The 22,581-nt window shown below is 72.6% G+C and carries 21 protein-coding genes and 1 pseudogene; 10 read left to right on the forward strand and 12 right to left on the reverse strand.

Annotation, left to right across the window (positions count from 1 at the left end; all coding sequences use genetic code 11):
• Window positions 1-246 precede the first annotated feature (246 nt).
• The 7 genes and pseudogenes from OOK41_RS20820 to OOK41_RS20850 all read left to right on the forward strand — a co-directional run.
• Window positions 247-482 (forward strand): annotated as a pseudogene (locus OOK41_RS20820) (IS3 family transposase); the annotation flags it as partial.
• Between the two features lie 250 nt (window positions 483-732).
• Complete coding sequence (locus OOK41_RS20825) at window positions 733-2,433, forward strand: ABC transporter substrate-binding protein (protein ID WP_266266399.1); 1,701 nt, start codon at window positions 733-735, stop codon at window positions 2,431-2,433.
• Window positions 2,420-3,349, forward strand: coding sequence for an ABC transporter permease (locus OOK41_RS20830; RefSeq protein WP_117667476.1), 930 nt, complete (start codon window positions 2,420-2,422; stop codon window positions 3,347-3,349). The genes OOK41_RS20825 and OOK41_RS20830 overlap by 14 nt, the downstream gene beginning before the upstream one ends.
• Window positions 3,346-4,332, forward strand: a complete 987-nt coding sequence (locus OOK41_RS20835; RefSeq protein ID WP_117667478.1) for an ABC transporter permease — start codon at window positions 3,346-3,348, stop codon at window positions 4,330-4,332. Before OOK41_RS20830 ends, OOK41_RS20835 begins: the two co-directional genes overlap by 4 nt.
• Complete coding sequence (locus OOK41_RS20840) at window positions 4,325-5,359, forward strand: ABC transporter ATP-binding protein (RefSeq protein WP_266266400.1); 1,035 nt, start codon at window positions 4,325-4,327, stop codon at window positions 5,357-5,359. The genes OOK41_RS20835 and OOK41_RS20840 overlap by 8 nt, the downstream gene beginning before the upstream one ends.
• Window positions 5,356-6,144 (forward strand): ATP-binding cassette domain-containing protein, encoded by a 789-nt coding sequence (locus OOK41_RS20845; protein ID WP_243639351.1) that lies wholly within the window; start codon window positions 5,356-5,358, stop codon window positions 6,142-6,144. Before OOK41_RS20840 ends, OOK41_RS20845 begins: the two co-directional genes overlap by 4 nt.
• Before the next feature lie 121 nt (window positions 6,145-6,265).
• Window positions 6,266-7,141: an alpha/beta fold hydrolase gene (locus OOK41_RS20850; RefSeq protein WP_266266401.1), complete on the forward strand. Its 876-nt coding sequence runs from the start codon at window positions 6,266-6,268 to the stop codon at window positions 7,139-7,141.
• Here OOK41_RS20850 and OOK41_RS20855 read toward each other — a convergent pair.
• Window positions 7,099-8,061: a LysR family transcriptional regulator gene (locus tag OOK41_RS20855; protein WP_266266402.1), complete on the reverse strand. Its 963-nt coding sequence runs from the start codon at window positions 8,059-8,061 to the stop codon at window positions 7,099-7,101. The genes OOK41_RS20850 and OOK41_RS20855 overlap by 43 nt on opposite strands.
• Before the next feature lie 375 nt (window positions 8,062-8,436).
• Window positions 8,437-9,693, reverse strand: coding sequence for an ROK family transcriptional regulator (locus tag OOK41_RS20860; protein ID WP_266266403.1), 1,257 nt, complete (start codon window positions 9,691-9,693; stop codon window positions 8,437-8,439).
• 235 nt (window positions 9,694-9,928) lie between these two features.
• Here OOK41_RS20860 and OOK41_RS20865 point away from each other — a divergent pair, with 235 nt between their 5' ends.
• On the forward strand, window positions 9,929-11,278 hold the full coding sequence (locus OOK41_RS20865) for a GH1 family beta-glucosidase (protein ID WP_266266404.1): 1,350 nt from the start codon (window positions 9,929-9,931) through the stop codon (window positions 11,276-11,278).
• 97 nt (window positions 11,279-11,375) lie between these two features.
• Here the strand turns inward: OOK41_RS20865 and OOK41_RS20870 are convergent, their stop codons facing one another.
• From OOK41_RS20870 to OOK41_RS20900, 7 genes are all read right to left on the reverse strand, one after another.
• Window positions 11,376-12,365 carry a malate dehydrogenase gene (locus OOK41_RS20870; protein WP_266266405.1) on the reverse strand — a complete coding sequence of 330 codons (990 nt, stop codon included), beginning with the start codon at window positions 12,363-12,365 and terminating at the stop codon, window positions 11,376-11,378.
• Between the two features lie 182 nt (window positions 12,366-12,547).
• Window positions 12,548-13,447 carry a DMT family transporter gene (locus tag OOK41_RS20875; RefSeq protein ID WP_117667490.1) on the reverse strand — a complete coding sequence of 300 codons (900 nt, stop codon included), beginning with the start codon at window positions 13,445-13,447 and terminating at the stop codon, window positions 12,548-12,550.
• Between the two features lie 242 nt (window positions 13,448-13,689).
• The gene (tatC, locus tag OOK41_RS20880) at window positions 13,690-14,643 is read right to left on the reverse strand and encodes a twin-arginine translocase subunit TatC (protein ID WP_117667492.1); all 954 of its coding nucleotides are present in this window, start codon (window positions 14,641-14,643) and stop codon (window positions 13,690-13,692) included.
• A gap of 16 nt (window positions 14,644-14,659) precedes the next feature.
• Window positions 14,660-14,992: a Sec-independent protein translocase subunit TatA gene (gene tatA, locus OOK41_RS20885; protein WP_117667494.1), complete on the reverse strand. Its 333-nt coding sequence runs from the start codon at window positions 14,990-14,992 to the stop codon at window positions 14,660-14,662.
• Window positions 14,993-15,211: 219 nt separating this feature from the next.
• Window positions 15,212-15,460: a hypothetical protein gene (locus OOK41_RS20890; RefSeq protein WP_266266406.1), complete on the reverse strand. Its 249-nt coding sequence runs from the start codon at window positions 15,458-15,460 to the stop codon at window positions 15,212-15,214.
• 10 nt (window positions 15,461-15,470) lie between these two features.
• Window positions 15,471-16,520 (reverse strand): YafY family protein, encoded by a 1,050-nt coding sequence (locus OOK41_RS20895; RefSeq protein WP_117667498.1) that lies wholly within the window; start codon window positions 16,518-16,520, stop codon window positions 15,471-15,473.
• Window positions 16,517-17,515: a YafY family protein gene (locus tag OOK41_RS20900; protein WP_117667500.1), complete on the reverse strand. Its 999-nt coding sequence runs from the start codon at window positions 17,513-17,515 to the stop codon at window positions 16,517-16,519. The genes OOK41_RS20895 and OOK41_RS20900 overlap by 4 nt, the downstream gene beginning before the upstream one ends.
• Before the next feature lie 189 nt (window positions 17,516-17,704).
• Between OOK41_RS20900 and OOK41_RS20905 the strand changes: the two genes are divergently transcribed.
• Together OOK41_RS20905 and OOK41_RS20910 are read left to right on the forward strand one after the other, a co-directional pair.
• Window positions 17,705-18,682 (forward strand): cation diffusion facilitator family transporter, encoded by a 978-nt coding sequence (locus tag OOK41_RS20905; protein WP_266266407.1) that lies wholly within the window; start codon window positions 17,705-17,707, stop codon window positions 18,680-18,682.
• Between the two features lie 45 nt (window positions 18,683-18,727).
• Window positions 18,728-19,834 (forward strand): DUF3866 family protein, encoded by a 1,107-nt coding sequence (locus tag OOK41_RS20910; RefSeq protein WP_266266408.1) that lies wholly within the window; start codon window positions 18,728-18,730, stop codon window positions 19,832-19,834.
• A gap of 52 nt (window positions 19,835-19,886) precedes the next feature.
• On the opposite strand, the gene OOK41_RS20915 is transcribed toward OOK41_RS20910, so the two are convergent.
• The 3 genes from OOK41_RS20915 to prcA form a co-directional block, all read right to left on the reverse strand.
• Window positions 19,887-20,078, reverse strand: a complete 192-nt coding sequence (locus OOK41_RS20915; protein ID WP_117667504.1) for a hypothetical protein — start codon at window positions 20,076-20,078, stop codon at window positions 19,887-19,889.
• Between the two features lie 68 nt (window positions 20,079-20,146).
• Window positions 20,147-21,505 (reverse strand): Pup--protein ligase, encoded by a 1,359-nt coding sequence (gene pafA / locus OOK41_RS20920; protein WP_117667506.1) that lies wholly within the window; start codon window positions 21,503-21,505, stop codon window positions 20,147-20,149.
• A gap of 227 nt (window positions 21,506-21,732) precedes the next feature.
• The gene (gene prcA / locus OOK41_RS20925) at window positions 21,733-22,575 is read right to left on the reverse strand and encodes a proteasome subunit alpha (RefSeq protein WP_117667508.1); all 843 of its coding nucleotides are present in this window, start codon (window positions 22,573-22,575) and stop codon (window positions 21,733-21,735) included.
• Window positions 22,576-22,581: the final 6 nt, after the last annotated feature.

The raw sequence follows: 22,581 nt of genomic DNA on the forward strand, positions 1-22,581 counted from the left end.
TCGTCGGCGTCGCGGATACCCGCCTTCGTGGTGCGCCCCTCGTAGAAGATCTTGACCGTCGCACCATCCTGGGCGGGATGGTGCTCGACCCGCAGCGGTGGAGTTGCGCCGGTTCCGTGCGCTTCGCGGGGCTGGGGCGACGGTGTCGGATGGATGCCCGCCGAGACCGAGACCGAGACCGAGACCGAGACCGTTCAATTGGCCACCGAGTCCATCGACGATATGATACGGACCTATGGCAATTCGCGGGTGGTGCACGCCGTTCGGGGCACGTCCATGACCAGCAAATCCGTCGCCCAACTACTCATCGACCTGGACGTGGTCCGCAGCCGTTCCCGGCCCCACGTGAGCAACGACAACCCCTACGGCGAGGTGGCGTTCAAGACCCCGCCTTCCCCGCCCGCGCCCGCGCGTTCTGCAAGCAGTTCGTCGACTACTACCACCACGAGCGCTACCACTCCGGGCTCGGTCTGCACACCCCGCATCCAGCCACTTCGCAACCACCGAGAAGATCCCCGCCGGCCGCGCGGAGGTCCTCGCCGCCGCCTTCGCCCGCAAAAATCTCGACAGATTCCGCGTCGCGCGCGGATCTACGCGACCTTTAAGATTTTCTGAAAGGTCCCCTGCAGAACTCCTCGATAGACGCGCTCTCTCGCCCGCCAACAGACTGCCTTCCTGAGATCCAAGCTGCGGACCGGACCGATCGGGACCGCCTCATAGGAAGCGCGATCTATGGCGAATCGATCCCGGAGAGTGGTGCCCGCAGGGCTCGCGCTCGTCCTAGCCCTCGTGATGGCGGGCTGCAACGCGAACTCGCAGTCCACCGAGCCGACGAAGGACAAGAACACGGCGCTCGAGTCCGTGCCCCAGGGCGGGACCCTGCACTACCTCTCGCGGCGCAGGACTGAGTCCTTTGAGACCGCCAACGCGCAGATGGTGCCGACCAGTCGGCTGCGGTGGGTGCACCGCGGGCTGACGTCGTGGCAGACGTTCCCGGACAAGGACACGATCCTCGTGCCGGACCTCGCCACCAACACCGGTTCGACGGACGACGGCGGCAAGACGTGGACCTTCACGCTGCAGGAGGGCCTGAAGTTCTCCGACGGCAGCCCGATCACCGCGCAGGACGTGAAGTACGGCATCGAGCGGTCGTTCGCGCCGATGTTCCAGGGTGGCCTCGGCTACCACAAGACGCTGTTGGTCGGCGGCACCGACTACGACGGCCCCTACGACGGCAAGGAGCTCGACTCCATCGAGGTCATCAACGACCACAAGATCGTCTTCCACCTGACGAGGCCATTCGGCAACTGGCCGTGGATCGTCAGCATGCCGGCCTTCGCGCCGGTGCCGGCCGCAGCCGACACCGAGCCGGAGACGTACGGCGAGCACCCGGTCGCCAGCGGCCCGTACAAGGTGACGAGCTTCCGCAAGGGCTCGCAGGCGGTGCTGGAACGCAACCCGAACTGGAAGGCCGACACCGACCAGGCACGGTTCGCCGGCCCGGACAAGATCGTCCTCGACATGGGCCTGAACAACGACACGATCGTGCAGCGCCTCATCGATGACAAGGGCGAGGATCAGACCGCGATCAGCAACGCGCTCATCTCGCCGTCGCAGTTCCAGCGGATCGAGTCCGACCCGTCGATCTCCCACCGCATGGCCAACAGCCCGTCAGGCTACTTCCGTTACCTCGCCATGAACGTCAAGCGCCCGGGCCTCTCCGATGTCCGCGTGCGGCAGGCGATCAACTACGCGATCAACAAGGCCGAGCTGCAGAGCGTGTACGGCGGCCCGAAGTTCGGCGGCCAGATCACCTCGACCATCATGACGCCTGGCATCCCCGGCTACACCGAGTACAACCTGTACGACGGTGGTGACACCGGCAACGTCGACAAGGCGAAGGAACTGCTCGCCGGCGCCGACGTCTCCAACCTGACGCTCACGCTGACCTACCCGACCGACGTGAGCGCGATCGAGGAGAAGGAAGCCCAGAGCATCAAGAACTCGCTGGCGCGGGTCGGCATCAAGGTCGAGCTCAAGGGCCTCGATGGCGACACCTGGCACGAGCTCGTCTCGTCCGCCGACGGCAACTACGACATGACGACGAACGGCTGGGGAGCGGACTTCCCGAGCGGCACGAGCACCATCCAGCCGCTGTTCGCGTCCAGCGAGATCGGCAACGGTGGCGGCAACGCCTCGCAATACTCCAACCCCAAGGTGGACGCCGCGATCGACGCCGCGATCTCGGAGCCGGACCTCGACAAGGCCGCCAAGATGTGGGCCGCGATCGACAAGCAGATCATGGAGGACGCCCCCGTGGTGCCGATCCTCGTGCAGCACACGCAGGCCCTGGCCGGTTCGAAAATCCTGAACTACTTCATCCCCGCCTACCCGCCGTTCGCGAACGAGCTGGTCGTCGGTGTCGATCATTGAGATCCAGCAGGCGGAGGGCCGGCGTACGCCGCTCCTCCGCCGCTTCCTTCGGAAGCCGTCCGGCGTCGCCGGCCTGGTCATGCTGGTCGTGCCGCTCGTCGCAGGGCTCTGCGCCCCGCTGCTCGCGCGTCTCGAGGGACAGGACCCGAGCACCTTGCACACGAACCTGCTCGACCCGGACGGCGGCCGTCCGCTGGGCGCCATCGGTGGCGTCAGCGCCGACCACTGGCTCGGCGTCGTCCCGGTGACGGGCGTCGACCTGTTCGCCCAGATCGTCTACGGCATCCGCTCGTCCCTGTTCATCGCGTTCGGGGCGAGCATCCTGTCGATCGCCTTCGCCGCCGTCCTCGGTACGGCGATTGGGTACTTCGGCGGCTGGCTCAACGCCGTTGCGGGGCGGGTGATCGACTTCATGTTCGGCTTCCCGGGCCTGATGTTCGTCATCGCGATCATGGCGATCGTGCCGCCGGAGATGCCGCGGGGCCTGGTCCTCGTGCTGGTGCTGGCCTTCTTCGGCTGGACCGTCCCGGCCCGGATCATCGGCGCCCAGGCCGGCGCCATCAACGCCCGCGCCTTCGTCGAGGCGGCGCGCGCGACCGGGGCTCCGCCCTGGCAGATCATCCGCCGCGAGATGCTGCCGCACCTCTTCGGCCTGGTCGTCGTCCTGTTCGCGATGTCGCTGCCCGCCAACGTCAGCGTCGTCGCAGGACTCTCGTTCCTCGGCGTCGGCCTGCGTGGCGACGTCCCCGACCTCGGCAAGCTGCTCTCGGACTCGCTGCCGTGGATCTACAGCGGTGCGGACGTCTGGTACATGCTCTTCCCGGGCGCCGTGGTGTTCCTGATCGTATTCGGCGCCACGCTCGCCGGAGACGCGCTCCGCGACGTCCTCGACGTGCGCACGGAGGATGCCGCATGATCGCCTACATCGCCCGCCGCATGGTCACCGCAGTGTTCATGCTCCTCGCGATCGCCTTTGTGACGATCACCCTCTTCTTCGGGGCCTCGAAGGACCCGGCCCGCGCCATGTGCGGCAAGCCGTGCCCGCCCGAGACCCGGGCCAAGGTCAGCGCCTACATGCAGACCGACCAGAGCGTGGTGTGGCAGTACACCGAGTTCGTGAAGGGCCTCTTCGTCGGCCGTACCTACGGCGAGGGTGCCCGGCAGGTGCACTGCCACGCACCGTGCTTCGGCTACTCCTTCCCGAACCGCAGCGACGTCACGACGCTCATCGCCGAGCGGCTGCCCGTCACGTTGTCGCTCGCGTTCGGTGCGGCCGTCCTGTGCCTCGTCGTGGGCATCGGCCTCGGGGCGTTGTCGGCGATACGCAAGGGCGGGATCGTCGACCGGTTCTCGACCGGGTTCGCGATGTTCGGGCTGTCGGTGCCGACCTTCCTCGTCGGTCTACTCGTCGTGCAGGTCTTCGGCTTCATGCTCAACGCGCTGCCGTACTCCGGCTTCGTGTCGTTCTCGGAGTCACCGACGGACTGGGCCTGGCACCTGATCGGCCCGTGGATGGTACTGTCGTTCATCCTCGCCGCCAGCTACATCCGGGTCGCCCGCACCCAACTCCTCAACGAGCTCTCGGCCGACCACCTTGTCGCGATGACCGCGCGCGGCGCGTCGACCCGGCAGGTGAACCGGCACGCCGTCCGCGGTGTGATGGTGCCGGTCGTGGCGATGTTCGCGCTCGACGTCACCGCTCTCCTGGGCGGGTCGGTGATCGCGGAGAGGGTGTTCAGCCTGCACGGGCTCGGCGACCTGCTGCTGTCCGGCGTGAACGAGTCCGACCTGAGCATCGTCGTCGGGGTGACGCTCTTCTCCGCCTTCCTCATCATCGTCGGCAACCTGATCGTCGACCTGCTGATGCCGCTTCTCGATCCGAGGATCCGCCGTGCGTGACCCCGTGCTCCAGGTCGAGGACCTGTCTGTCTCGTTCACCAGCGGCGGCGTCACCACCGATGTCGTCCGGGACCTGTCCATGAGGCTGGACGGCGGCCGCACGCTCGCCGTGGTCGGCGAGTCGGGGTCGGGTAAGACGATCACCGGCCGGGCGATCATGCGGCTGCTGCCGCGCGGGGCGAGCGCCCGGGGCCGGATCGTCGCCGCTGGCAGGGAAATGCTCTCCGCCGACGAGCGCGAGCTGCGCCGGGCCCGCGGCTCCGACGTGGCCATGGTGTTCCAGGACTCGATGTCCGCGCTCAGCCCGTACCTCGACATCGGCGCGCACATCGCCCAGGCGGTCCGCCTGCACGACCCATCGGTCACCCGACGCGCTGCGCGGGCCCGTGCGGTCGAGATGCTCGACCGGGTCGGCATCCCCGAGCCCGCGGACGCCGTACGCCGCTTCCCGCACGAGTTCTCTGGCGGCATGCGGCAACGCGCGGTGATCGCGATGGCCCTGGTGAACCGGCCGGCGCTCCTCATCGCCGACGAGCCGACCACCGCGCTCGACGTGACGGTGCAGGCGCAGATCCTGGCCCTGCTCCGCGAGCTCCAGCAGGAGTACGGCATGGCGATGCTGCTGATCAGTCACGACTTCGGGGTGGTGGCGAGCGCGGCGGACGACGTCCTCGTGCTGTACGCCGGGCGCCAGGCCGAGTACGGCAGCCTCCGCGACATCTTCGAGCAGCCCGCCCACCCGTACACCACCGGTCTTCGTGCTGCCACGCCGCGGCTGGACGCTCGGCTCGACTCTGGAGGGAAGCGGACCCGGCTCCGCGCCATCCCCGGCGCGCCCACGTCGCTGCGCGACGCCGGACCGGGTTGCGCCTTCGCGCCGCGCTGCGGCCTCGCGGACCAGGTCGGCGAGCGTTGTGTCGTCGAGGTACCGCTGCCCACCGTCCGGCCGACCAGCGAGGACGGCGGCCTGCATCTTGCGGCCTGCCACCTCGATCGTCTACCCGCACTTCAGGAGGTCGCCCGGTGAGTGAGCCGATCCTGGAGATGACCAACGTCAGCAAGCGCTACCGCACCGCCGGTGGCTTCGGCCGCAGGCGCAAGGGCTTCCTCGCCGTCGACGGCGTCTCGCTGCGCATCGGGCGGGGCGAAGCGCTCGGCCTGGTCGGCGAGTCCGGCTCGGGCAAGTCCACGCTGGCGCGGATGGCCAACGGCCTGGTGGTGCCGACGTCCGGCACCGTCCGTACGGACGGGCAGGACGTCGCCTGCCTCAGTCGGCGTGGACTGCGGCGGCTGCGGCGCAACGTCGCCATGGTCTTCCAGGACCCGCTGGCGTCGCTGAACCCGCGGCAGACCGTGCGGCAGACGCTGGCGAACGTCTTCCATGCGCACGGCGAGGCGACGTCAACCGCCGAGCTGGTCGCGCTGCTGGAGTCGGTCGGCCTCGACGCCGACTACCTGGGGCGCTACCCGCACGAGGCATCCGGCGGGCAGCTCCAGCGCGTCGCCGTGGCGCGCGCACTCGCCCTCAAGCCGGACCTGATCATCGCGGACGAGCCGACTTCGGCGCTCGACGTGTCGGTGCGTGCCCAGATCCTCAACCTGCTGGCCGACCTGCAGCGCGACCAGGGGATCTCGTTCCTCCACGTCAGCCACGACCTGGCGGTGATCCGGCTCTACAGCGACCGCGTCGCCGTCATGCAGCGCGGCCGCATCGTCGAGACCGGCCCGTCCGACGAGATCTTCCGCTCCCCGCAGCACTCCTGCACGCGCGCGCTGGTCGAGGCGACACCGGAGGCGGAGCTGCCGGCCTGACCTGCGGGAGCGCTGCGCGATGCCGACCAGGCCTGCCACGATCATGACCATGACTAACCGAACGACCATCCCGGCGTGAGTCGGCCGGAGGCCGACGCGACAGAGTACTGAAAGAGGACACGTGGGAACCGACCTGTTCGTCCGAAAGTACGGGCGGGACGCAGCAGATGCGCCCGCCATCCTCATCCTGCATGGCGCTGTGGAGTCCGGCGCGTGCTACGGCGACGCCGTCGACCGCTGGTGCGGCGACTACCACATCGTGGCGCCGGACGCCCGGGGCCATGGGGAGTCGCCCAGCCGCCTGCCCGAGCACGAGGGCGTGCCGTCCACCGACGTGATGGTGCAGGACGCGATCGACATCCTCAAGGACATGCTCGACGAGACCGGGCGCAAGACGCTCGTCGTCGGGCATTCCATGGGCGCGCGGATCGCCGCCTTCGTCGCCGCCGACGCCCCGCACCTCGTGGCCGGCGTCGTGCTCGAGGACCCACCGTGGTGGGTGCCGGAGGCCGGTCCCAACCCGTGGCTCAGCGTCGAGCAGACCACCATCGATCCCTTCGACTACGCCGACACGGCGTCGGTCGAGGAGCTCATGGACATGCAGCGTGAACTCAAGCCCCACTGGGCGGAGCAGGAGCTGCGCCCGCTCGCCGAGGCGATGAAGGCCGTCGACATCGACTACATGAAGCAGCGGGTCCACGAGAAGCGCCGGATCTGGACGCCGACCGCGCGGCAGATTACGGTCGGCCCGACCGCCGTACCGGCGCTGCTCGTCACCGGCACCGGCGACGTCATCGTCGACAAGCACTCCCGTGAGCGCCTCACGGCCGTCGCGCCCGGCTTCGACGTCGTCGTGATTGAGGGCGGCCACCACTGCGTGCGCCGTGACAAGCCGGACGAGTACCACCGGCACGTCGACGCCTTCCTCCGCGAGAACGCCGTTGGCCGGAGCCGTCACTCGACGCTGAAGGTGTCGGACCGCGCGAGCGGGCCGTAGATCTCCGAGCCCGGCTCGGCGACTGCGGCCCGCATCGCCTTCAGCCCCGCGCGTACGACGGGGTGGCCCTGGTTGTCGCGCCGCGTCGTCATGATCACCTTGCGCAGCGGTGCGACGCCGCGCGTCGGCAGGATCGTAACCCAGTCGGCGTCACGCGCGGAGAGCGCGGACTCCGGCACCAGGCAGATCCCGGCCTCGGCGGCGACCAGCGCCAGCGCGGCGCGGTAGTCGTCCGAGACGTGTGTGATCGGCGGGTGGAAGCCGAGCTCGGCGCACGCCTGTAGCACCATCATGCGGCACGGGTTACCGGGCGAGGGCATGATCCAGCCTTCCTCGGTGAGCTGGGCGAGCCCGATGCCCTCCTCGCCGGCCAGCGGGTGGCCGTGGGGGAGGGCGGCCTTGAACCGCTCGATGTAGAGCGGGAACTTCACGATGTCGGGGGAGTCGCGTTCGGGGTCGGACTCGTACTCCAGGCTGACGGTCATGTCGATGTCGCCGCGCATCAGCATCCGGTGGCTCATGTGCGCCTCCGCGTCGACGACCGTGACGTCGACGCCCGGCGCCTGACGGCGCAGCTCGACGATGGCGGGCGCCACCAACCAGCTGATCGCCGTGGGAAAGGCGCCGATCCGGAGCTGCCCGAGGACACCGCCCGCGTGCGCGGCCAGGTCGGCCTCGGCGATCTTCAGCCGGGAGCTGATCTCCTCGGCGTGCCCGGCGAGGATGCGCCCGGCCGGCGTGAGCGCCAGCTTGCGCCCCGTGCGTACGACGAGCGCGTGGCCGACCTCGCGCTCAAGCGCCGCGAGCTGCTGCGACACCGCGGACGGCGTCAGGTGCAGCGCCGCCGCAGTCGCGGTGACCGAGTCGGACAGCACGAAAGCACGCAGAACGAGGAGACGTCTGGGGTCGATCGTTGGCACGCGGGCTCCCCTCGCGAGTCGGCCGAGCGTCCGTCGCGGTGGGGATTTCGCGAGGCGGGCCGGGGGACCCGATGCTAGCGGGCGCTTCCGGACGCGGCCGAGTCGGGGACCGAAGCGCTGCTCAGGGCCGCCTTCGGCGCCTACACGCTTGGGGAGCAGAGCCTCGCGGTCGGTCTCCTGCCGGCGTTCGGCCCGGCGATCGTTGGACCTGGCCTGCGCATACCGATGCGGTGGGACGCGGAGGAGGCTGCCGTGAGCAGCAAGCACCACGCCGGTGATCGAGCGACCGACCACCGAGCAGGCTCGGGCCGAGCTGGGCAAGTTCTTCGCCATCGCCGCAGTGGCTGACCAGGCACCGGGTAAGGGTGTGCCGAATCAGCGGGTGCGCGGGCGGCGGCCCGGGCGCGGCGTCGCCTCGATGCGGGCGGCGCCGGCCGAGCGGGACACCCCGCCGTCGCGCAGCAGCCGGACCATCGGCAGCGTGGCCGCGCCCATCGCGACCGCGTCGGGCCCGAGCTGGCACAGCTCGATCGAGGCCTGGGCGTACGGCTGGCGCAGTGCGTGCCGGGCGGTGGCCTCCCGGATCCGGGGCAGGAACCGCTCGCCGAGGGCCAGCCCGGCCCACCCGCCGAGCACCACCCGCTCGGGGTTGAACAGGTTGATCAGGGTCGCCACCCCGGCCCCGAGGTAGCCGACCGTGTCGTCCAGCACCGTGGCGGCCGTCCCCGTGGAGGAGCGCAGCAGCTCGCCCAGCGCGCTCTCCTCGTCGCCGCCGGCCGCCGGCCGGCCCCGGTTGGCCAGCCGGTACCGGTCGAGGATGCCCTCCGCACCGACGTACGCCTCCAGGCAGCCCAGGTTGCCGCAGCGGCACTGGCGACCGCCGTACGCGATGGTGGTGTGCCCCCACTCGCCGGCGCTGCTGTGCGCGCCCCGGTAGCTGACCCCGTCGGTGATCACGGCGGCGCCCACTCCGGAGCCGACCAGCGCGACGACGGCGTGCCGGGCGCCCCGGCCGGCCCCGAACCACATCTCGGCCTGGCCGAGCGTCTTCGCCCCGTTGTCGACGTGCACCGGGATGTCGGTGCCGGCGCGGAGCATGGCGCCCAGCGGCACCCCCTCCCAGCCGAGGGTCTGGGCGTGCACGACAGCGTCGGCGGTGCGCTCCACCGTCCCGGAGACCGCCACCCCGAGCCCGAGCACCACGTCGGGGTCGACGCCGGCCTGCTCGGTCACGGCGGTCAGCCCGTGCAGCAGGTGGGCCACCACCGCGCCGGGGTCGGGCTCGGCGGCGGCGATCGGGTACTCCGCCTTGGCCAGGGCGGTCATCGTCAGGTCGAACAGCTCGACCTGGATCCGGGTCTCCCCGACGTCGGCGCCGACCAGGTAGCCGTAGCCGGGGGCCACCCGCAGCAGCACCCTCGGTCGGCCGCCGTCGGACTCGACCGAGCCGGCCTCCTCGACCAACCCCTCGTCGATCATCTCGCCGACCAGGTTGCTCACGCTGGCCAGGCTCAGCGCGGTGGCCTGCCCCAGCTCGTGCCGGCTCAACGGCCCGTCCAGCCAGATCCGGGTGAGCAGCACCGCGCGGTTGGCGCGACGCATGTCCCGCACGGTGGTGCGTCTGGCGTCCATCGGTCCGCGTCCTCCCCCGGGGCGCCGCCGACCGGGCACCCCCACCAGCATGCATCAACACCACAATTAATGCTATGAACTAAGCTTTGAAGTATGCTGCGGACCGGCCGGGGCGCCGGCCCTGCCCGGCCGGCGCCCCGGCGCGGCAGCCCGGCCGGCGCGCGCCGCCGTGACCCCTGTCCCACCCACCTCCTGCCGTCCCGCGCCACCCCACCGGAACCCAAGGAGTACGCCCGTGGCCGACCTGACCGCCCTACCCGCCCACTTCCGCTGGGGCGTGGCGACCTCCGCGTACCAGATCGAGGGCGCCGTCGACGCCGACGGCCGCGCACCCTCCATCTGGGACACCTTCTGCCGGGTGCCCGGCGCGATCGCCAACGGCGACACCGGCGACGTCGCCTGCGACCACTACCGGCGCTGGCCCGAGGACCTCGCCCTCATGCGCGGCCTCGGCGTCGACACGTACCGGTTCTCGGTGGCCTGGCCCCGGGTGCTGCCCGAGGGCACCGGCCGGGTCAACCCCGCCGGGCTGGCCTTCTACGACCGGCTGGTCGACGCCCTGCTGGAGGCCGGCATCCGGCCGTTCGTCACGCTCTACCACTGGGACCTGCCGCAGGCCCTACAGGACCGGGGCGGCTGGCCGGCCCGGGACACCGCGTACGCCCTGGCCGACTACGCGGCCGTGGTCGCCGGCGCGCTCGGCGACCGGGTCCGCGACTGGACGACGGTCAACGAGCCGCTCTGCTCGGCCTGGATCGGCCACCTGGAGGGCCGGATGGCGCCCGGGGACACCGGCCTGGCGCTGGCCGTCCCCGCCGCCCACCACCTGCTGCTCGGCCACGGACTGGCCACTGCCGCGATCCGCGCCCACGCCACCGCGCCCGCCGCCGTCGGCGTGGTGTGCAACCTCAGCCCGATCGAGCCGGCCACCGACCGCCCCGAGGACGTCGCCGCCGCCGCCCGCGCCGACGGGCACGTCAACCGGTGGTGGCTGGACCCGATCTTCGGCCGCGGATACCCCGCCGACATGCTGGAGGTCTACCGCACCGCACCGCCGGTCCGCCCCGGCGACCTGGAGGCGATCGCCACCCCGCTGGACCTCTTCGGGCTCAACTACTACTTCCGGCAGCGGGTCGTCGCCGACCCGGACGGTCCCCCGCCGTACGCCCGCCAGGTGCCGGTGCCCGGCGCCGTCGAGACGGCGATGGGCTGGGAGACCCACGCGGCGGGCCTGGAACAGTTGCTCGTGCGTGTCGCCGAGGAGTACGGGGCCGGCCCGGTGCACGTCACGGAGAACGGCTCCGCCTGGTCGGACCGGGTGGCCCCGGACGGCACGGTCGACGACCCGGAGCGCACCCGGTACCTGGAGGAGCACCTCGCGGCGTGTGCCGCGGCGGCCCGGCGGGGCGTGGACGTGGCCGGCTACTTCGCCTGGTCGCTGCTGGACAACTTCGAGTGGGCGTACGGCTACGACAAGCGGTTCGGCCTGGTCCACGTCGACTACGCCACCCAGCGGCGCACCGTCAAGGCGAGCGGGCGCCGGTACGCCGAGCTGATCCGCGCCCACCGCAGCGTGCTGGCCTGACCGGGCCCGCGGTCATCCGTCCGGCTTCGGGCGGGACGGAAGCGGCCCGCGGAGCAGATCGCTCCGCGGGCCACCGTCACGGTCGGTGCCGCCCGGGTCAGAGCAGGCCGAGCCCCTGCACGGCCGCGCGCTCCTCCTGGAGCTCGGCCACGGACGCGTCGATGCGCTGCCGGGAGAACTCGTCGACGGCCAGGCCCTGCACGATCTCGAACCGGCCGTCCCGGGCGACCACCGGGAACGACGAGATCAGGCCCTCCGGCACCCCGTAGGAGCCGTCGGAGACGATCGCGGCCGAGGTCCAGTCGCCCTCCGGCGTGCCGTTGATCCAGTCGTGCACGTGGTCGATCGCGGCGGACGCGGCCGACGCGGCCGACGACGCCCCCCGTACCTCGATGATCTCGGCCCCGCGCTTGGCGACCCGGGGGATGAACTCGTCGGCCAGCCAGGACCGGTCGCCGATCAGCTCGGCCGCCGGGCGGCCGTCGACCTCGGCGTGGAAGACGTCCGGGTACTGGGTGGCCGAGTGGTTGCCCCAGATCGTCAGCTTCTTCACCTGCCCGACGGTGACCTGGAGCTTGCGCGCGAGCTGCGCGGTCGCCCGGTTGTGGTCCAGCCGGGTCATCGCGGTGAAGCGGTCCGCGGGCACGTCGGGGGCGTGCGCCTGGGCGATGAGGGCGTTGGTGTTGGCCGGGTTGCCCACCACGAGGACCTTGATGTCCGGCGCGGCGCCGGCGTTGATCGCCTGGCCCTGGGGCTTGAAGATGCCGCCGTTGGCCTCCAGCAGGTCCCCGCGCTCCATCCCCTTGGTACGGGGCCGCGCGCCGACCAGCAGCGCCACGTTGGCGCCCTCGAACGCCTGCTTCGGGTCGTCGAAGACGTCCACACCGGCCAGCAGCGGGAACGCGCAGTCGTCCAGCTCCAGGGCGGTGCCCTCGGCCGCGCGCACCGCGGCCGGGATCTCCAGCAGCCGGAGCTTCACCCGCCTCCCGCCACCGAGCAGTTGCCCGGACGCGATCCGGAACAGCAGCGCGTAGCCGATCTGGCCGGCTGCGCCGGTGACGGTAACGGTAAGGGGCGTTTCTGCCATCAGGGCTTCTCCTGCCGAAGGGACGGTCGGTGCCGATCAGGGGGCGCAGTCACCATATCGCGAGTCCCGAACGCAGGCTCAGCAGCGCATGGTGGCCCCGGTCACCTCCCCCGCCGACCGGTTCCGAACAGGACGCGCCGGGCGGGCGCCCGCACCGGGGCCCGGCGGGGCGCCCTCGACGGTCAGCGGTCGGCCGCCCCCGTCGGGCCGCTCTCGCGCGGCAGCAGCGCCACGGCGGTGAGCAGCACGGCCGAGCCCACGACCAGGTTCACCGTGAGCCGCTCACCGAGCAGCGCGACCGCCAGGACGGCGGCGGTCAGCGGCTCCAGCAGCACGACCACCGCGGCGGTCCCGGCCGGGACGGTGGCCAGGCCGGCGAAGTACCACCGGTACGCCAGCAGGGTGGGCACCACGCCGAGGAACACCAGCCAGCCGAGCACCGGCAGCGCCGCGCCGGTACGCGGCCAGACGCCCTCGGCCAGGGCCAGCGGCAGCAGGACCAGCAGACCGGCGGCGAACGAGACGGCGTCGGCCTGCCCACCGCCGACGGCCCGGGTGTACAGGGTGACCCCGCTGTAGCCGAGCGCGGACAGCAGCGCCGCGCCGATGCCCCACGCCTGCCCCGGCCCGGCCGACACCGGTCCACCGACAAGCAGGGCCAGCCCCGCGAGGGCGACGACGAGCACGAGCACGCCGCGCCGGCCGGTCCGCTCGCCGAACAGCACCCGGGCACCGACGGTGACGAACACCGGCCCGGCCCCGAGCGTGACCAGAGTGCCGAGCGCCAGCCCGGCGTGGTCCACGGCGGCGAAGTAGGCGCCCTGGTAGCCGGCCAGGCCGATCCCGAGCAGCACCGCCGTGCGGCGGGGTGTGGTGGACCGGGGTGTGCCCGGGCGGCAGGCGCAGGCCAGCGCGAGCACGAGCGCGGCGACGGTGACCCGCCAGAAGGACACGGCCAGCGGGCCCAGCCCGGTGGTCCGGAACAGCACCGCCGCCGCAGCGCCGCCCGCGCCCCAGGCGACGGCGGCGGACGAGATGAGGACGAGGTCGCGCCGGTACGGCACGACGGAACGTGTGGTCAAGACAACTCCGTAATGGAAGCCGGGAAGAGAAGGTCCGCGGGTACGCGGGCGGCGTCCATCGACCGGGCGGGCGGGCCGTCCGGTGTGGAGTGCGTCAGGTGGTGCCGCGCGCTAGCGGACGGGCGGCGGCAGGATCGTCATCGGCCTCATGGCGTCGCACCCTAACCGGACCGACCGACGCGACGACGGGCCGCCCCGGGTGGGGCGACCCGTCGTCGTGGGTCCGGGCGGGCGTACGCCCGTCAGGTCATGTCGTCGTAGCGGCGTTCGATCGGCGTCGGGGCGGCGACCGGTTCCGGCGCGCCGATCGGGTCGGCGGCCTCGACCCGCTGGCCGGGGGCCACCGGTTCGTCGTCGAGCTCCAGCGGCGACACCTCGTCGTCGTCGATCCCGGCGTAGACCTCCTTGCCCCGCCCGCGCCGCCGGTCGTTGAGGAACGCGACCCCGACCGCGCCGAAGTACAGCGCGGACAGGCAGATGGCCAGAGCCGTCATGCCGAACGGGTCCGGCGTGGGGGTGACCACGGCGGAGAAGGCGAAGAACACGAAGACCGCGACCCGCCACCAGCTGAGCAGCCGCTTCGCGCTGGCCAGCCCGACGAAGTTGAGCATCAGCACGATGAGCGGGAACTCGAACGCCACCCCGAAGAGCAGGATCAGGTTGGTGACGAACGAGATGTACCGGGTGACCTCAAGGGTCGTCGCGATGTCGTCGCCGGAGATGTTGAGCAGGAACTCCAGCCCCTTCGTGGTGACGAAGAAGGCCAGCACCGCGCCGGCGGCGAACAGGGGCGCCGCCAGCGCCGTGAAGACATACGCGTAGCGCCGCTCGTGCCGGTGCAGGCCCGGGGCGATGAACGCCCACAGCTGGTAGAGCCAGACCGGGGCGGCGATGATCAACCCGACCCAGAGACCGATCTTCAGGTTGAGCAGGAAGACGTCGGCGACGCCGAGCTGCACGAAGAGGCACTTGCCCGTGTCCGGGTCGATCGACGCCGGCAGGTCGCAGTACGGCTTCGACAGCAGTTTCCGCACCGGCTCCGCCAGCCAGATGCCGAAGCCGAAGCCGACCAGGATCGCCAGGGACGCCCGGAACAGCCGGTTGCGCAGCTCGCGGATGTGCTCCATGAGCGTCATCGAGCCGTCGGAGGCCCGTTCGAAGTTGGTCGGACCGCGCTTGAGCAGAGCGAAGGCCACGGTGGGGGCCCTTCGGTCAGTTGTCGCGGACGCGCTGCACCGGGTCGATGACCGGCTGCTGCGGAGCCTGCGGCGGGGCGTACGGCTGCTGCTGGACGTAGGGCTGCTGCGCGTACGGCTGCTGGGACTGCTGCCCGGCGGCCTGCGGCGGCAGCGGCTGGTAGCCGGCCTGGGCGTCGGCCTTCTCCGCCAGATCGCGGTCGTCGTCGTGCAGGCTCTTCGTCTCGGCCTTGATGATCCGCAGCGAGCGGCCCAGCGAGCGGGCCGCGTCCGGGAGCCGCTTCGCGCCGAACAGCAGGATCAGCACGACCACGAGAACGGCGATGTGCCACGGCTTGAGGGCACCCATGGGAAGCTCCAGTCGCTCTGTGTCGTCTTGAGGGGTGTACCGGAGCCCATCGTACGTGCGTGAGGGACCTTTGCCACCCGCCGGGCCGCTGGTGGTTACGGCCGGTCGGTGAAGTCTTGACCAACCCCGCGCGTCCCGTCAACCATCGGCGGCGGGCCGTACCTGCGCGCTTTCGGGCCCGAGCGCGCAGCAACCGCGCACGGGACCGACCATCATCGATCAGTGGCCGCGCTTGGCCTTGATCACCTCAAGCCGCTGCTGGGTGACGGTCACCTGCCCCTGGAGGGCCTCCGCGCGCTCCTGGAGCGCCTCCGCGCTGACCCGCAGCGCCTCCGCCTCGGCCTGCCGATCCTGCAACGCCACCGCGGCCCGCCGCAGCCGGGGCAGCCGCGCCACCACCGGCCGCACGGCCAACGCCAGCACCACGAGCGCGAACAGCACCACCGCCACCACGATCCACTTCACCACGGCCGCCAGCCTACCGGGGCCGCACGGACCCCGCCGGGGTGGCCGACGGCGCGGCGTCGGGGGTGGCGTACGCCTCCAGGGCGGCGACCGCCTGGGCGCGGACCTGCTCGGCCAGCTCCCCCGGGGCCACCACCGCGACGTCCGGGCCCAACCCCAGCACGAACCGCCGGGCCCAGCCGAGGTCGGTCACCCGCAGCGACACCAGCCACTGGTCGCCGTCGCCGGCCTCGACCCGCTCGCACGGGTAGTACTCGGTGATCCACCGCTCGCCCCGGCCGATCCGCAGGGTGATCAGCGGCAGGTCCGGCGAGGGCCGGAACGCCCCCTCGGAGAGGTCGTACGGGCGGGCCTGCGGCGGCGCCGCCGCCGGCTCGTCCAGCTCGGTCACCGCGTCGATCCGGTCGACCCGGAACAGCCGCACCGCCTCCGCGCGGCGGCACCACGCCTCCGCGTACGCCCGGCCGCCCACCATCAGCATGCGCAGCGGGTCGATCACCCGCTCGGTGGTCTCGTCCCGGGCCGCCGCGTAGTAGGTGATCCGCAGCGCCCGGCCCCGTTCCACCGCGGCGCGCAGTTCCTCGACCCGCCGGCTGTCGACGGGGATGCGCACCTCGACCGGGGCGGCGACCAGGTCACCGGCGGCGTCCTCGATCTTGGCGAGGGCCCGCTCCACGGCCTCCCGGTTGGTCACCCCCGGGGTCTCCGCCAGCATCCGCAGCGCCACCACCAGCGCGAGGGCCTCGTCCGGGGTCAGCCGCAGCGGCCGGTCGATCCCGGCGTCGTAGGTGATGGTCACCCGGTCGCCGTCGAAGGCCATGTCGATCAGGTCGCCCGGGCCGTACCCGGGCAGCCCGCACACCCACAGCAGCTCCAGGTCCTCCCGCAACTGCCGCTCCGTGACCCCCAGGTCCCCGGCCGCCTCGGCGATCTCGATCCCCGGGCGGGCCAGCAGGTACGGCACCAGGTTCAGCAGCCGGGCCAGCCGGTCCGCCGAGGCCCGGTTGCCGGCCGGGCGCGCAGCGGACGAGCGGGCGGCGGGACGGGTCGCCGGGCGGGTCATCGGGCACCTCCGGTGGCGGTCAGCTCCTCGTGTCGGGTGGCGATCTCCTTGAGCCGCTGGATGACCGCCTCGCGCACCTCCGGCGGGTCCACCACCCGCACGTCCGGGCCGTATCCCACCAGCTGGCCGGCCAGGGACTCCGGGTCGGCGTACGGCAGGACCAGCCGATCGCCGGTCGGGCCGGACGCGGCCTCCACCGCCCAGCGGCGCAGCCCGGCCGCGCGCCCCGGGGCGACCAGCACGGTCGCCCGTCCGGTGCGCTCCACCGGCCCCGACCAGCGGGCCACGTGGCTGATCAGGTCCACCCCCGTCGGCGGCTGGTAGCCGCCCGGCGCGCCGGTCACCCGGACGGCGCCGACGACCCGGGAGAGCCGGAAGCAGCGGGTCGCCGCCCGGTCCAGGTCGTGACCCACCACATACCACCGGCCGCGCCAGCAGACCACCCCCCACGGCTGCACCCGGCGGCGGGTAGGGGCGTCCCGGTCGGGCACCCGGTAGTCGAAGCTCACCTCGCGGCGGTCCCGGGCGGCGGCGGTCAGCGGCGCGAACCCCGGGTCGACCGTGACCATCGGCTCCAGGCCCAGGGTGGCCTGCGGGTCCACGTCCACCCCGGCGGCGCGCAGCTTCGCCAGCCCGGACGACGCCGCGGCGGCCAGCCCGGCGTGCTGCCACAGCCGCGCGGCGATGCCCACCGCGGCGGCCTCGTCGGGCTCCAGGGGAATGTCCGGCAGCGCGTACTCCCGGTGGGCGATCCGGTAGCCGGGCTCGGCGTCGAAGACGCTCGCCGTGCCGGTCTCCAGCGGCACCCCGAGTTCCCGCAGCTCGGCCTTGTCCCGCTCGAACTTGCGCTGGAACGCTTCGTGATCCTTCACGTCGTCCGGATCGTGCTCGTAGCCGGGCACGGTCGCGGCGATCTGCGCGGCGGTCAGGAACCGTCGCGTCGACAACAGGCAGATCACCAGGTTGACCAGGCGTTCGGTGCGGGTCCGCGACACGTGTGAACGCTAGCAGCCCGCGCAGCGGGCCCGCGCACCCACGCGGGCGCGTCGCACCAACACCTCAGACGGTGACTCTCCGTCGCCGGGGGACCACCGCGACACGCCCACTGCCCCCGGACGACCGCCGCGGCGCGGGTCACCGCCGCTCGCCGGGCGGCCCCCGGCGGACGGTCATATGGTGACCCCATGTCGGAAGCTGACGTCAAGGCCGAGAGCGTCGGCACCGTGCTGGTGGCGGGCGCGGCGAACCTCGCCATCGCCGTGGCGAAGCTGGTGGCCGGCCTGATCTCCGGCTCCGCGGCCATGCTCTCCGAGGCCGCCCACTCGGTGGCCGACACCACCACCGAGGCGCTGCTGTACCTGGCGCTGCGCCGGGGGGCGCGCCCCGCCGACGTCCGGCACCCCTTCGGGTACGGCAAGGAGAGCTACGTCTGGGCCTTCCTCGCCGCGCTGTTCACCTTCGTCGCCGGCGCCGGCTTCGCCATCACCCACGGCGTCACCACCATCCTGGTGCACGAGCACACCGGCGACTTCCTCGTCTCGTACGTCGTGCTGGCGGTCTCGTTCGCCGTCGAGTCGGTCTCCCTGGCCCGGGCGGCGCGGCAGATCCACGGCGAGTCGCGACGCTGGCGCACCACCCCCCGGCGGTTCCTGCGGCTGACCGCCGACACCACCGTCAAGGCCGTCTTCCTGGAGGACAGCGCCGCCCTCGTCGGCCTGCTGCTGGCCGCGGCCGGCCTGACCCTGTCGCACTGGACCGGCGACGAGCTCTACGACGGCCTCGCCTCCGTCGCCATCGGCGTGCTCCTGCTGGTCGTGGCCATCACCCTCGCCAAGGCCAACGTCTCCCTGCTGGTCGGCCGGGCCATCCCCGAGCGGCTGCGCCTGGAGATCGAGCAGGAACTCAACGGGCTGCCCTCCGTCGAGCGCATCGACACCCTGCTCACCATGCAGCTCGGCCCGGACGACATGCTGGTCGCCGCCAAGGTCGACTTCCGGGACGAGGCCACCGGCGCCGACATCGAGGCCGCCGCCGAGGAGGCCGAGCGGCGCCTCATCGACCGCTACCCGGAGATCGGCTATGTCTTCCTCGACCCCACCCCCTCCCGCCCCGAGGCCCGCAACCGCCGCGCCCGGCACACCCAGGAGGACCCGCCCCGCTGACCCCGCCGTGGCGGCGCGCACCCGGGGGTCGCTAGCGTGCCGGGCATGGTGCGATGGCGGGCGGGGACCGTGACGGCGCTGCGGCGGGAGTGGACCGGCGCGGTGGAACTGGACGTCGAGCTGACCGACGGCGCCACCATGCGGGCCCTGGCCTACCCGGAGCTGGTCGGTCGGCCCGTACCCGGCGACCGGGTGCTGCTCAACGCCGGCGCGCTGCTGATGGGCCTCGGCACCGGCGGGTACGCGCTGGTCGTGGCGCTGCCCGACCGGCTGCCGGCGGACCCGCCAGAGGCGGGCGACACCCGCGATGCCGGGCACCTGGTCAAGGCGCGCTACACCCCACTGCAACCGATCCTGCTCGGCGTCGACGAGGAGGCCAGCCCGCACCGGGCGGCGCTGGAGGCCGCCGAGGACGTCGCCGGGCTGCCGGTGGTCACCGCCGACCTGCACTCGGCCCTCCCGGCGATCCTCGCCGGGGTCCACGCCGACGCCCCCGACGCCCGGGTGGCGTATGTGCTCACCGACGGTGGGGCGCTGCCGGCGTGGTTCTCCCGCACCCTCGACGGGCTGCGCGACCAGCTCGTCGGCACGGTCAGCGTGGGGCAGGCGTTCGGCGGCGACCTGGAGGCCAGCACCGTGCACAGCGGTCTGCTCGCCGCCCGGCACGTGCTCGCCGCCGACGTGGTGGTCCTCGCCCAGGGCCCCGGCAACCTCGGCACCGGCACCCGGTGGGGGTACTCGGGGGTGGCCGTCGGCGAGGCGGTCAACGCGATCGCCGCCCTCGGCGGGCGACCGGTCGGCTCGCTGCGGATCTCCGACGCCGATCCCCGGCCCCGGCACCGCGGGGTGTCCCACCACAGCCTCACCGCGTACGGCCGGGTGGCGCTCGCCCCGGCGGACCTGGTGGTGCCCGACGGCCTCGGCCCGGGCCTGGCCCGGGACGTGGACGCCGCGCTGGCCCCGCTCGCCCGGCGGCACCGGATCGTCCGGGTGCCCACCGACGGGCTCGACGCCGCGCTGCGCGCCAGCGCCGTGCCGCTGTCCACCATGGGGCGCGGCCTGGACGCCGACCACGCCTACTTCCTGGCCGCCGCCGCCGCCGGCCGGCACGCCGCCACGCTCGCGGCGGTAGGGCGGTGCGGTAGGCGGTAGGGCGGTGCGGTAGGCGGTAGGGCGGTGCGGTAGGCGATAGGGCGGCGGCCCGTCAGGCCAGGAAGATCAACGCCAGCCAGCCGCCGACGATCACCACCAGCGCGACCGCCAGCACCCAGGTCGGCACCGTGTACTCGCCGCGGCGGTTGCGCTCGACCTCGGCCCGGATCTTCTCGCGCCGGCGCTCGACCCAGTTCAGCTTCTCGGCGCCGCGGTCGCGCTCGGGAGGTTCAGACGTCGTCATGGCAGGGCCAGCCTACCCGGCGGGTCCCCGCCCGCCGCGACCAGCGCCGCGGACGGGGACCCGGCCGGTCACATGCTGGCGATCAGGCGTTCCACCCGCTCGTCGTACGCCCGGAACGGGTCCTTGCACAGCACGGTGCGCTGCGCCTGGTCGTTGAGCTTCAGGTGCACCCAGTCGACGGTGAAGTCCCGCCGCTTCTCCTGCGCGTGCCGGATGAACTCGCCCCGCAACCGGGCCCGGGTGGTCTGCGGGGGCGTCTCCTTGGCCTCGAAGATCTCCGGATCCGTGGCCACCCGGTCCACCTCCCCGCGCCGCTCCAGCAGCCCGTACAGGCCCCGCCCGCGCCGCAGGTCGTGGTACGCCAGGTCCATCTGCGCCACCCGGGGGTGCGACAGCGGCAGGTCGTGCTTGCGCTGGTACCGCTCGATCAGCCGCAGCTTCGACACCCAGTCGATCTCCCGGGACACCGGCTCCAGGTCACCGGTCTCCACCGCCCGCAGCACCCGGCCCCACAGCTCCACCACCCGCTTGGCCGTCTGGTCCCCGCCGCGCCGCTCCACGAACTCGGTCGCCTTCGCCAGGTACTCCTGCTGGATCTCCAGGGCGCTGACCTCCTTGCCGGAGGCCAGCCGCACCTTGCGCCGGCCGGTGATGTCGTGCGACACCTCGCGGATCGCCCGGATCGGGTTCTCCAGCGTCAGGTCCCGCATCACCACCCCCGCCTCGATCATCCGCAGCACGATGTCCGCGGAACCGACCTTCAGCAGCGTGGTGACCTCGTTCATGTTCGAGTCGCCGACGATGACGTGCAGCCGCCGGTACCGTTCCGCGTCCGCGTGCGGCTCGTCGCGGGTGTTGATGATCGGCCGGCTCCGGGTGGTCGCCGACGACACGCCCTCCCAGATGTGCTCGGCGCGCTGGGACAGGCAGTACACCGCGCCGCGGGGCGTCTGCAGCACCTTGCCCGCGCCGCAGATCAACTGCCGGGTGACCAGGAACGGGATCAGCACATCCGCCAGCCGGCCGAACTCGCCGTGCCGGGAGACCAGGTAGTTCTCGTGGCAGCCGTAGGAGTTCCCGGCCGAGTCGGTGTTGTTCTTGAACAGGTAGATCTCGCCGGCGATTCCCTCGTCGTGCAGCCGCTTCTCCGCGTCGATGAGCAGCCCCTCCAGGATCCGCTCCCCCGCCCGGTCGTGGGCCACCAGGTCCACCACCGAGTCGCACTCCGGGGTCGCGTACTCGGGGTGGGAACCGACGTCCAGGTAGAGCCGGGCGCCGTTGCGCAGGAACACGTTGCTCGATCTGCCCCACGACACCACCCGACGGAACAGGTATCGCGCGACCTCGTCAGGGGACAGCCGCCGCTGCCCACGGTAGGTACAGGTGACGCCGTACTCGGTCTCGAGGCCGAAGATTCGCCGCTCCATGATGTGACATTAGCCCCCTCCGGCCCCGAATGGGCAGGGCTGACCGCCCCGATGCCACGACCGGCCGGCGCGCTCCCGCCGGGCGGCCCGCCCACCGGGCCCGGTGGGCGGGCCGGGTCTTCGCCGACGGGTCCGGGCCGCTGGGTGGCGTCCGGACACACGCGACCGGCCGCCCCCTCGTGGGGGCGGCCGGTCGCGCGACGGTCACGTCGGCCGGGACGGCCGCGTTATGCCTCGGGCGTGTCGTCCGCCCGCTGCCCCTCCAGGTCCGCGGAGCCGGCCGAGGTGGTCGGCTTCTTCGCCTCCTCGGTTGGCGTGGTCGGGGGCTCCGGGCGCTCCTCGGTCGGCGCCGAGCCGTTCGCGGCGTCCGCGTCGGCGTCCAGCAGGGCGGTCAGGGCCGCCCCGGTGATCCGCCGGAACGTCCGGCCCACCCGGCGCCGGTCCAGGACCGCCACCTCGAGCTGGTTGGCCGCGATCGTGCGGGCCGCGCCGCCCTCGCCGCCGACGCTGCTCAGCGCCGACAGGGCCAGCCGGACCGCCTCGCCGAGCGACATGTCCGGACGGTGCTGCGACTTGAGCGAGCCGGAGATCGCGTCGGACTGCCCGCCCATCGCCATCCGGCCCGGCTCGTCGTTGACCGAACCGTCGTAGGTCAGCCGGTAGAGCGCGTCGTCCTGCGGCGTCGCGCCCACCTCGGCCACGCAGATCTCCACCTCGAACGGCTTGGACTGCTCGGTGAAGATGGCGCCGAGCGTCTGCGCGTACGCGTTGGCCAGCGCCAGGCCGGTGACGTCCCGCCGGTCGTAGCTCAGGCCGTTGAGGTCGGCCATCCGGACCCCGGCGCGGCGCAGGTTCTCGAACTCGTTGTACCGGCCGACGGCGGCGAAGCCGATCCGGTCGTAGATCTCGCTGACCTTGTGCAGGGTGCTGGAGAGGTTCTCCGCGACGAAGAGCACCCCGCCCTCGTAGCTCAGCACGACCGCGCTGCGGCCCCGGGCGATGCCCTTTCGGGCCAGCTCGGAGCGGTCGCGCATGATCTGCTCGGGCGAGGCGTAGAACTGCATGGCCACGGCGGC

This window comes from Micromonospora sp. NBC_01655, assembly GCF_026339755.1.
Taxonomy (GTDB): domain Bacteria; phylum Actinomycetota; class Actinomycetes; order Mycobacteriales; family Micromonosporaceae; genus Micromonospora.

Bases quoted from the DNA above. Each gene is read 5' to 3' on its own strand.
- OOK41_RS20825 (WP_266266399.1), top strand. From the start codon at position 733: ATGGCGAATCGATCCCGGAGAGTGGTGCCCGCAGGGCTCGCGCTCGTC.
- OOK41_RS20835 (WP_117667478.1), top strand. From the start codon at position 3,346: ATGATCGCCTACATCGCCCGCCGCATGGTCACCGCAGTGTTCATGCTC.
- OOK41_RS20860 (WP_266266403.1), bottom strand. From the start codon at position 9,693: ATGGACGCCAGACGCACCACCGTGCGGGACATGCGTCGCGCCAACCGC.
- OOK41_RS20870 (WP_266266405.1), bottom strand. From the start codon at position 12,365: ATGGCAGAAACGCCCCTTACCGTTACCGTCACCGGCGCAGCCGGCCAG.
- tatA (WP_117667494.1), bottom strand. From the start codon at position 14,992: ATGGGTGCCCTCAAGCCGTGGCACATCGCCGTTCTCGTGGTCGTGCTG.
- OOK41_RS20895 (WP_117667498.1), bottom strand. From the start codon at position 16,520: ATGACCCGCCCGGCGACCCGTCCCGCCGCCCGCTCGTCCGCTGCGCGC.
- OOK41_RS20905 (WP_266266407.1), top strand. From the start codon at position 17,705: ATGTCGGAAGCTGACGTCAAGGCCGAGAGCGTCGGCACCGTGCTGGTG.
- OOK41_RS20910 (WP_266266408.1), top strand. From the start codon at position 18,728: ATGGTGCGATGGCGGGCGGGGACCGTGACGGCGCTGCGGCGGGAGTGG.
- OOK41_RS20915 (WP_117667504.1), bottom strand. From the start codon at position 20,078: ATGACGACGTCTGAACCTCCCGAGCGCGACCGCGGCGCCGAGAAGCTG.
- pafA (WP_117667506.1), bottom strand. From the start codon at position 21,505: ATGGAGCGGCGAATCTTCGGCCTCGAGACCGAGTACGGCGTCACCTGT.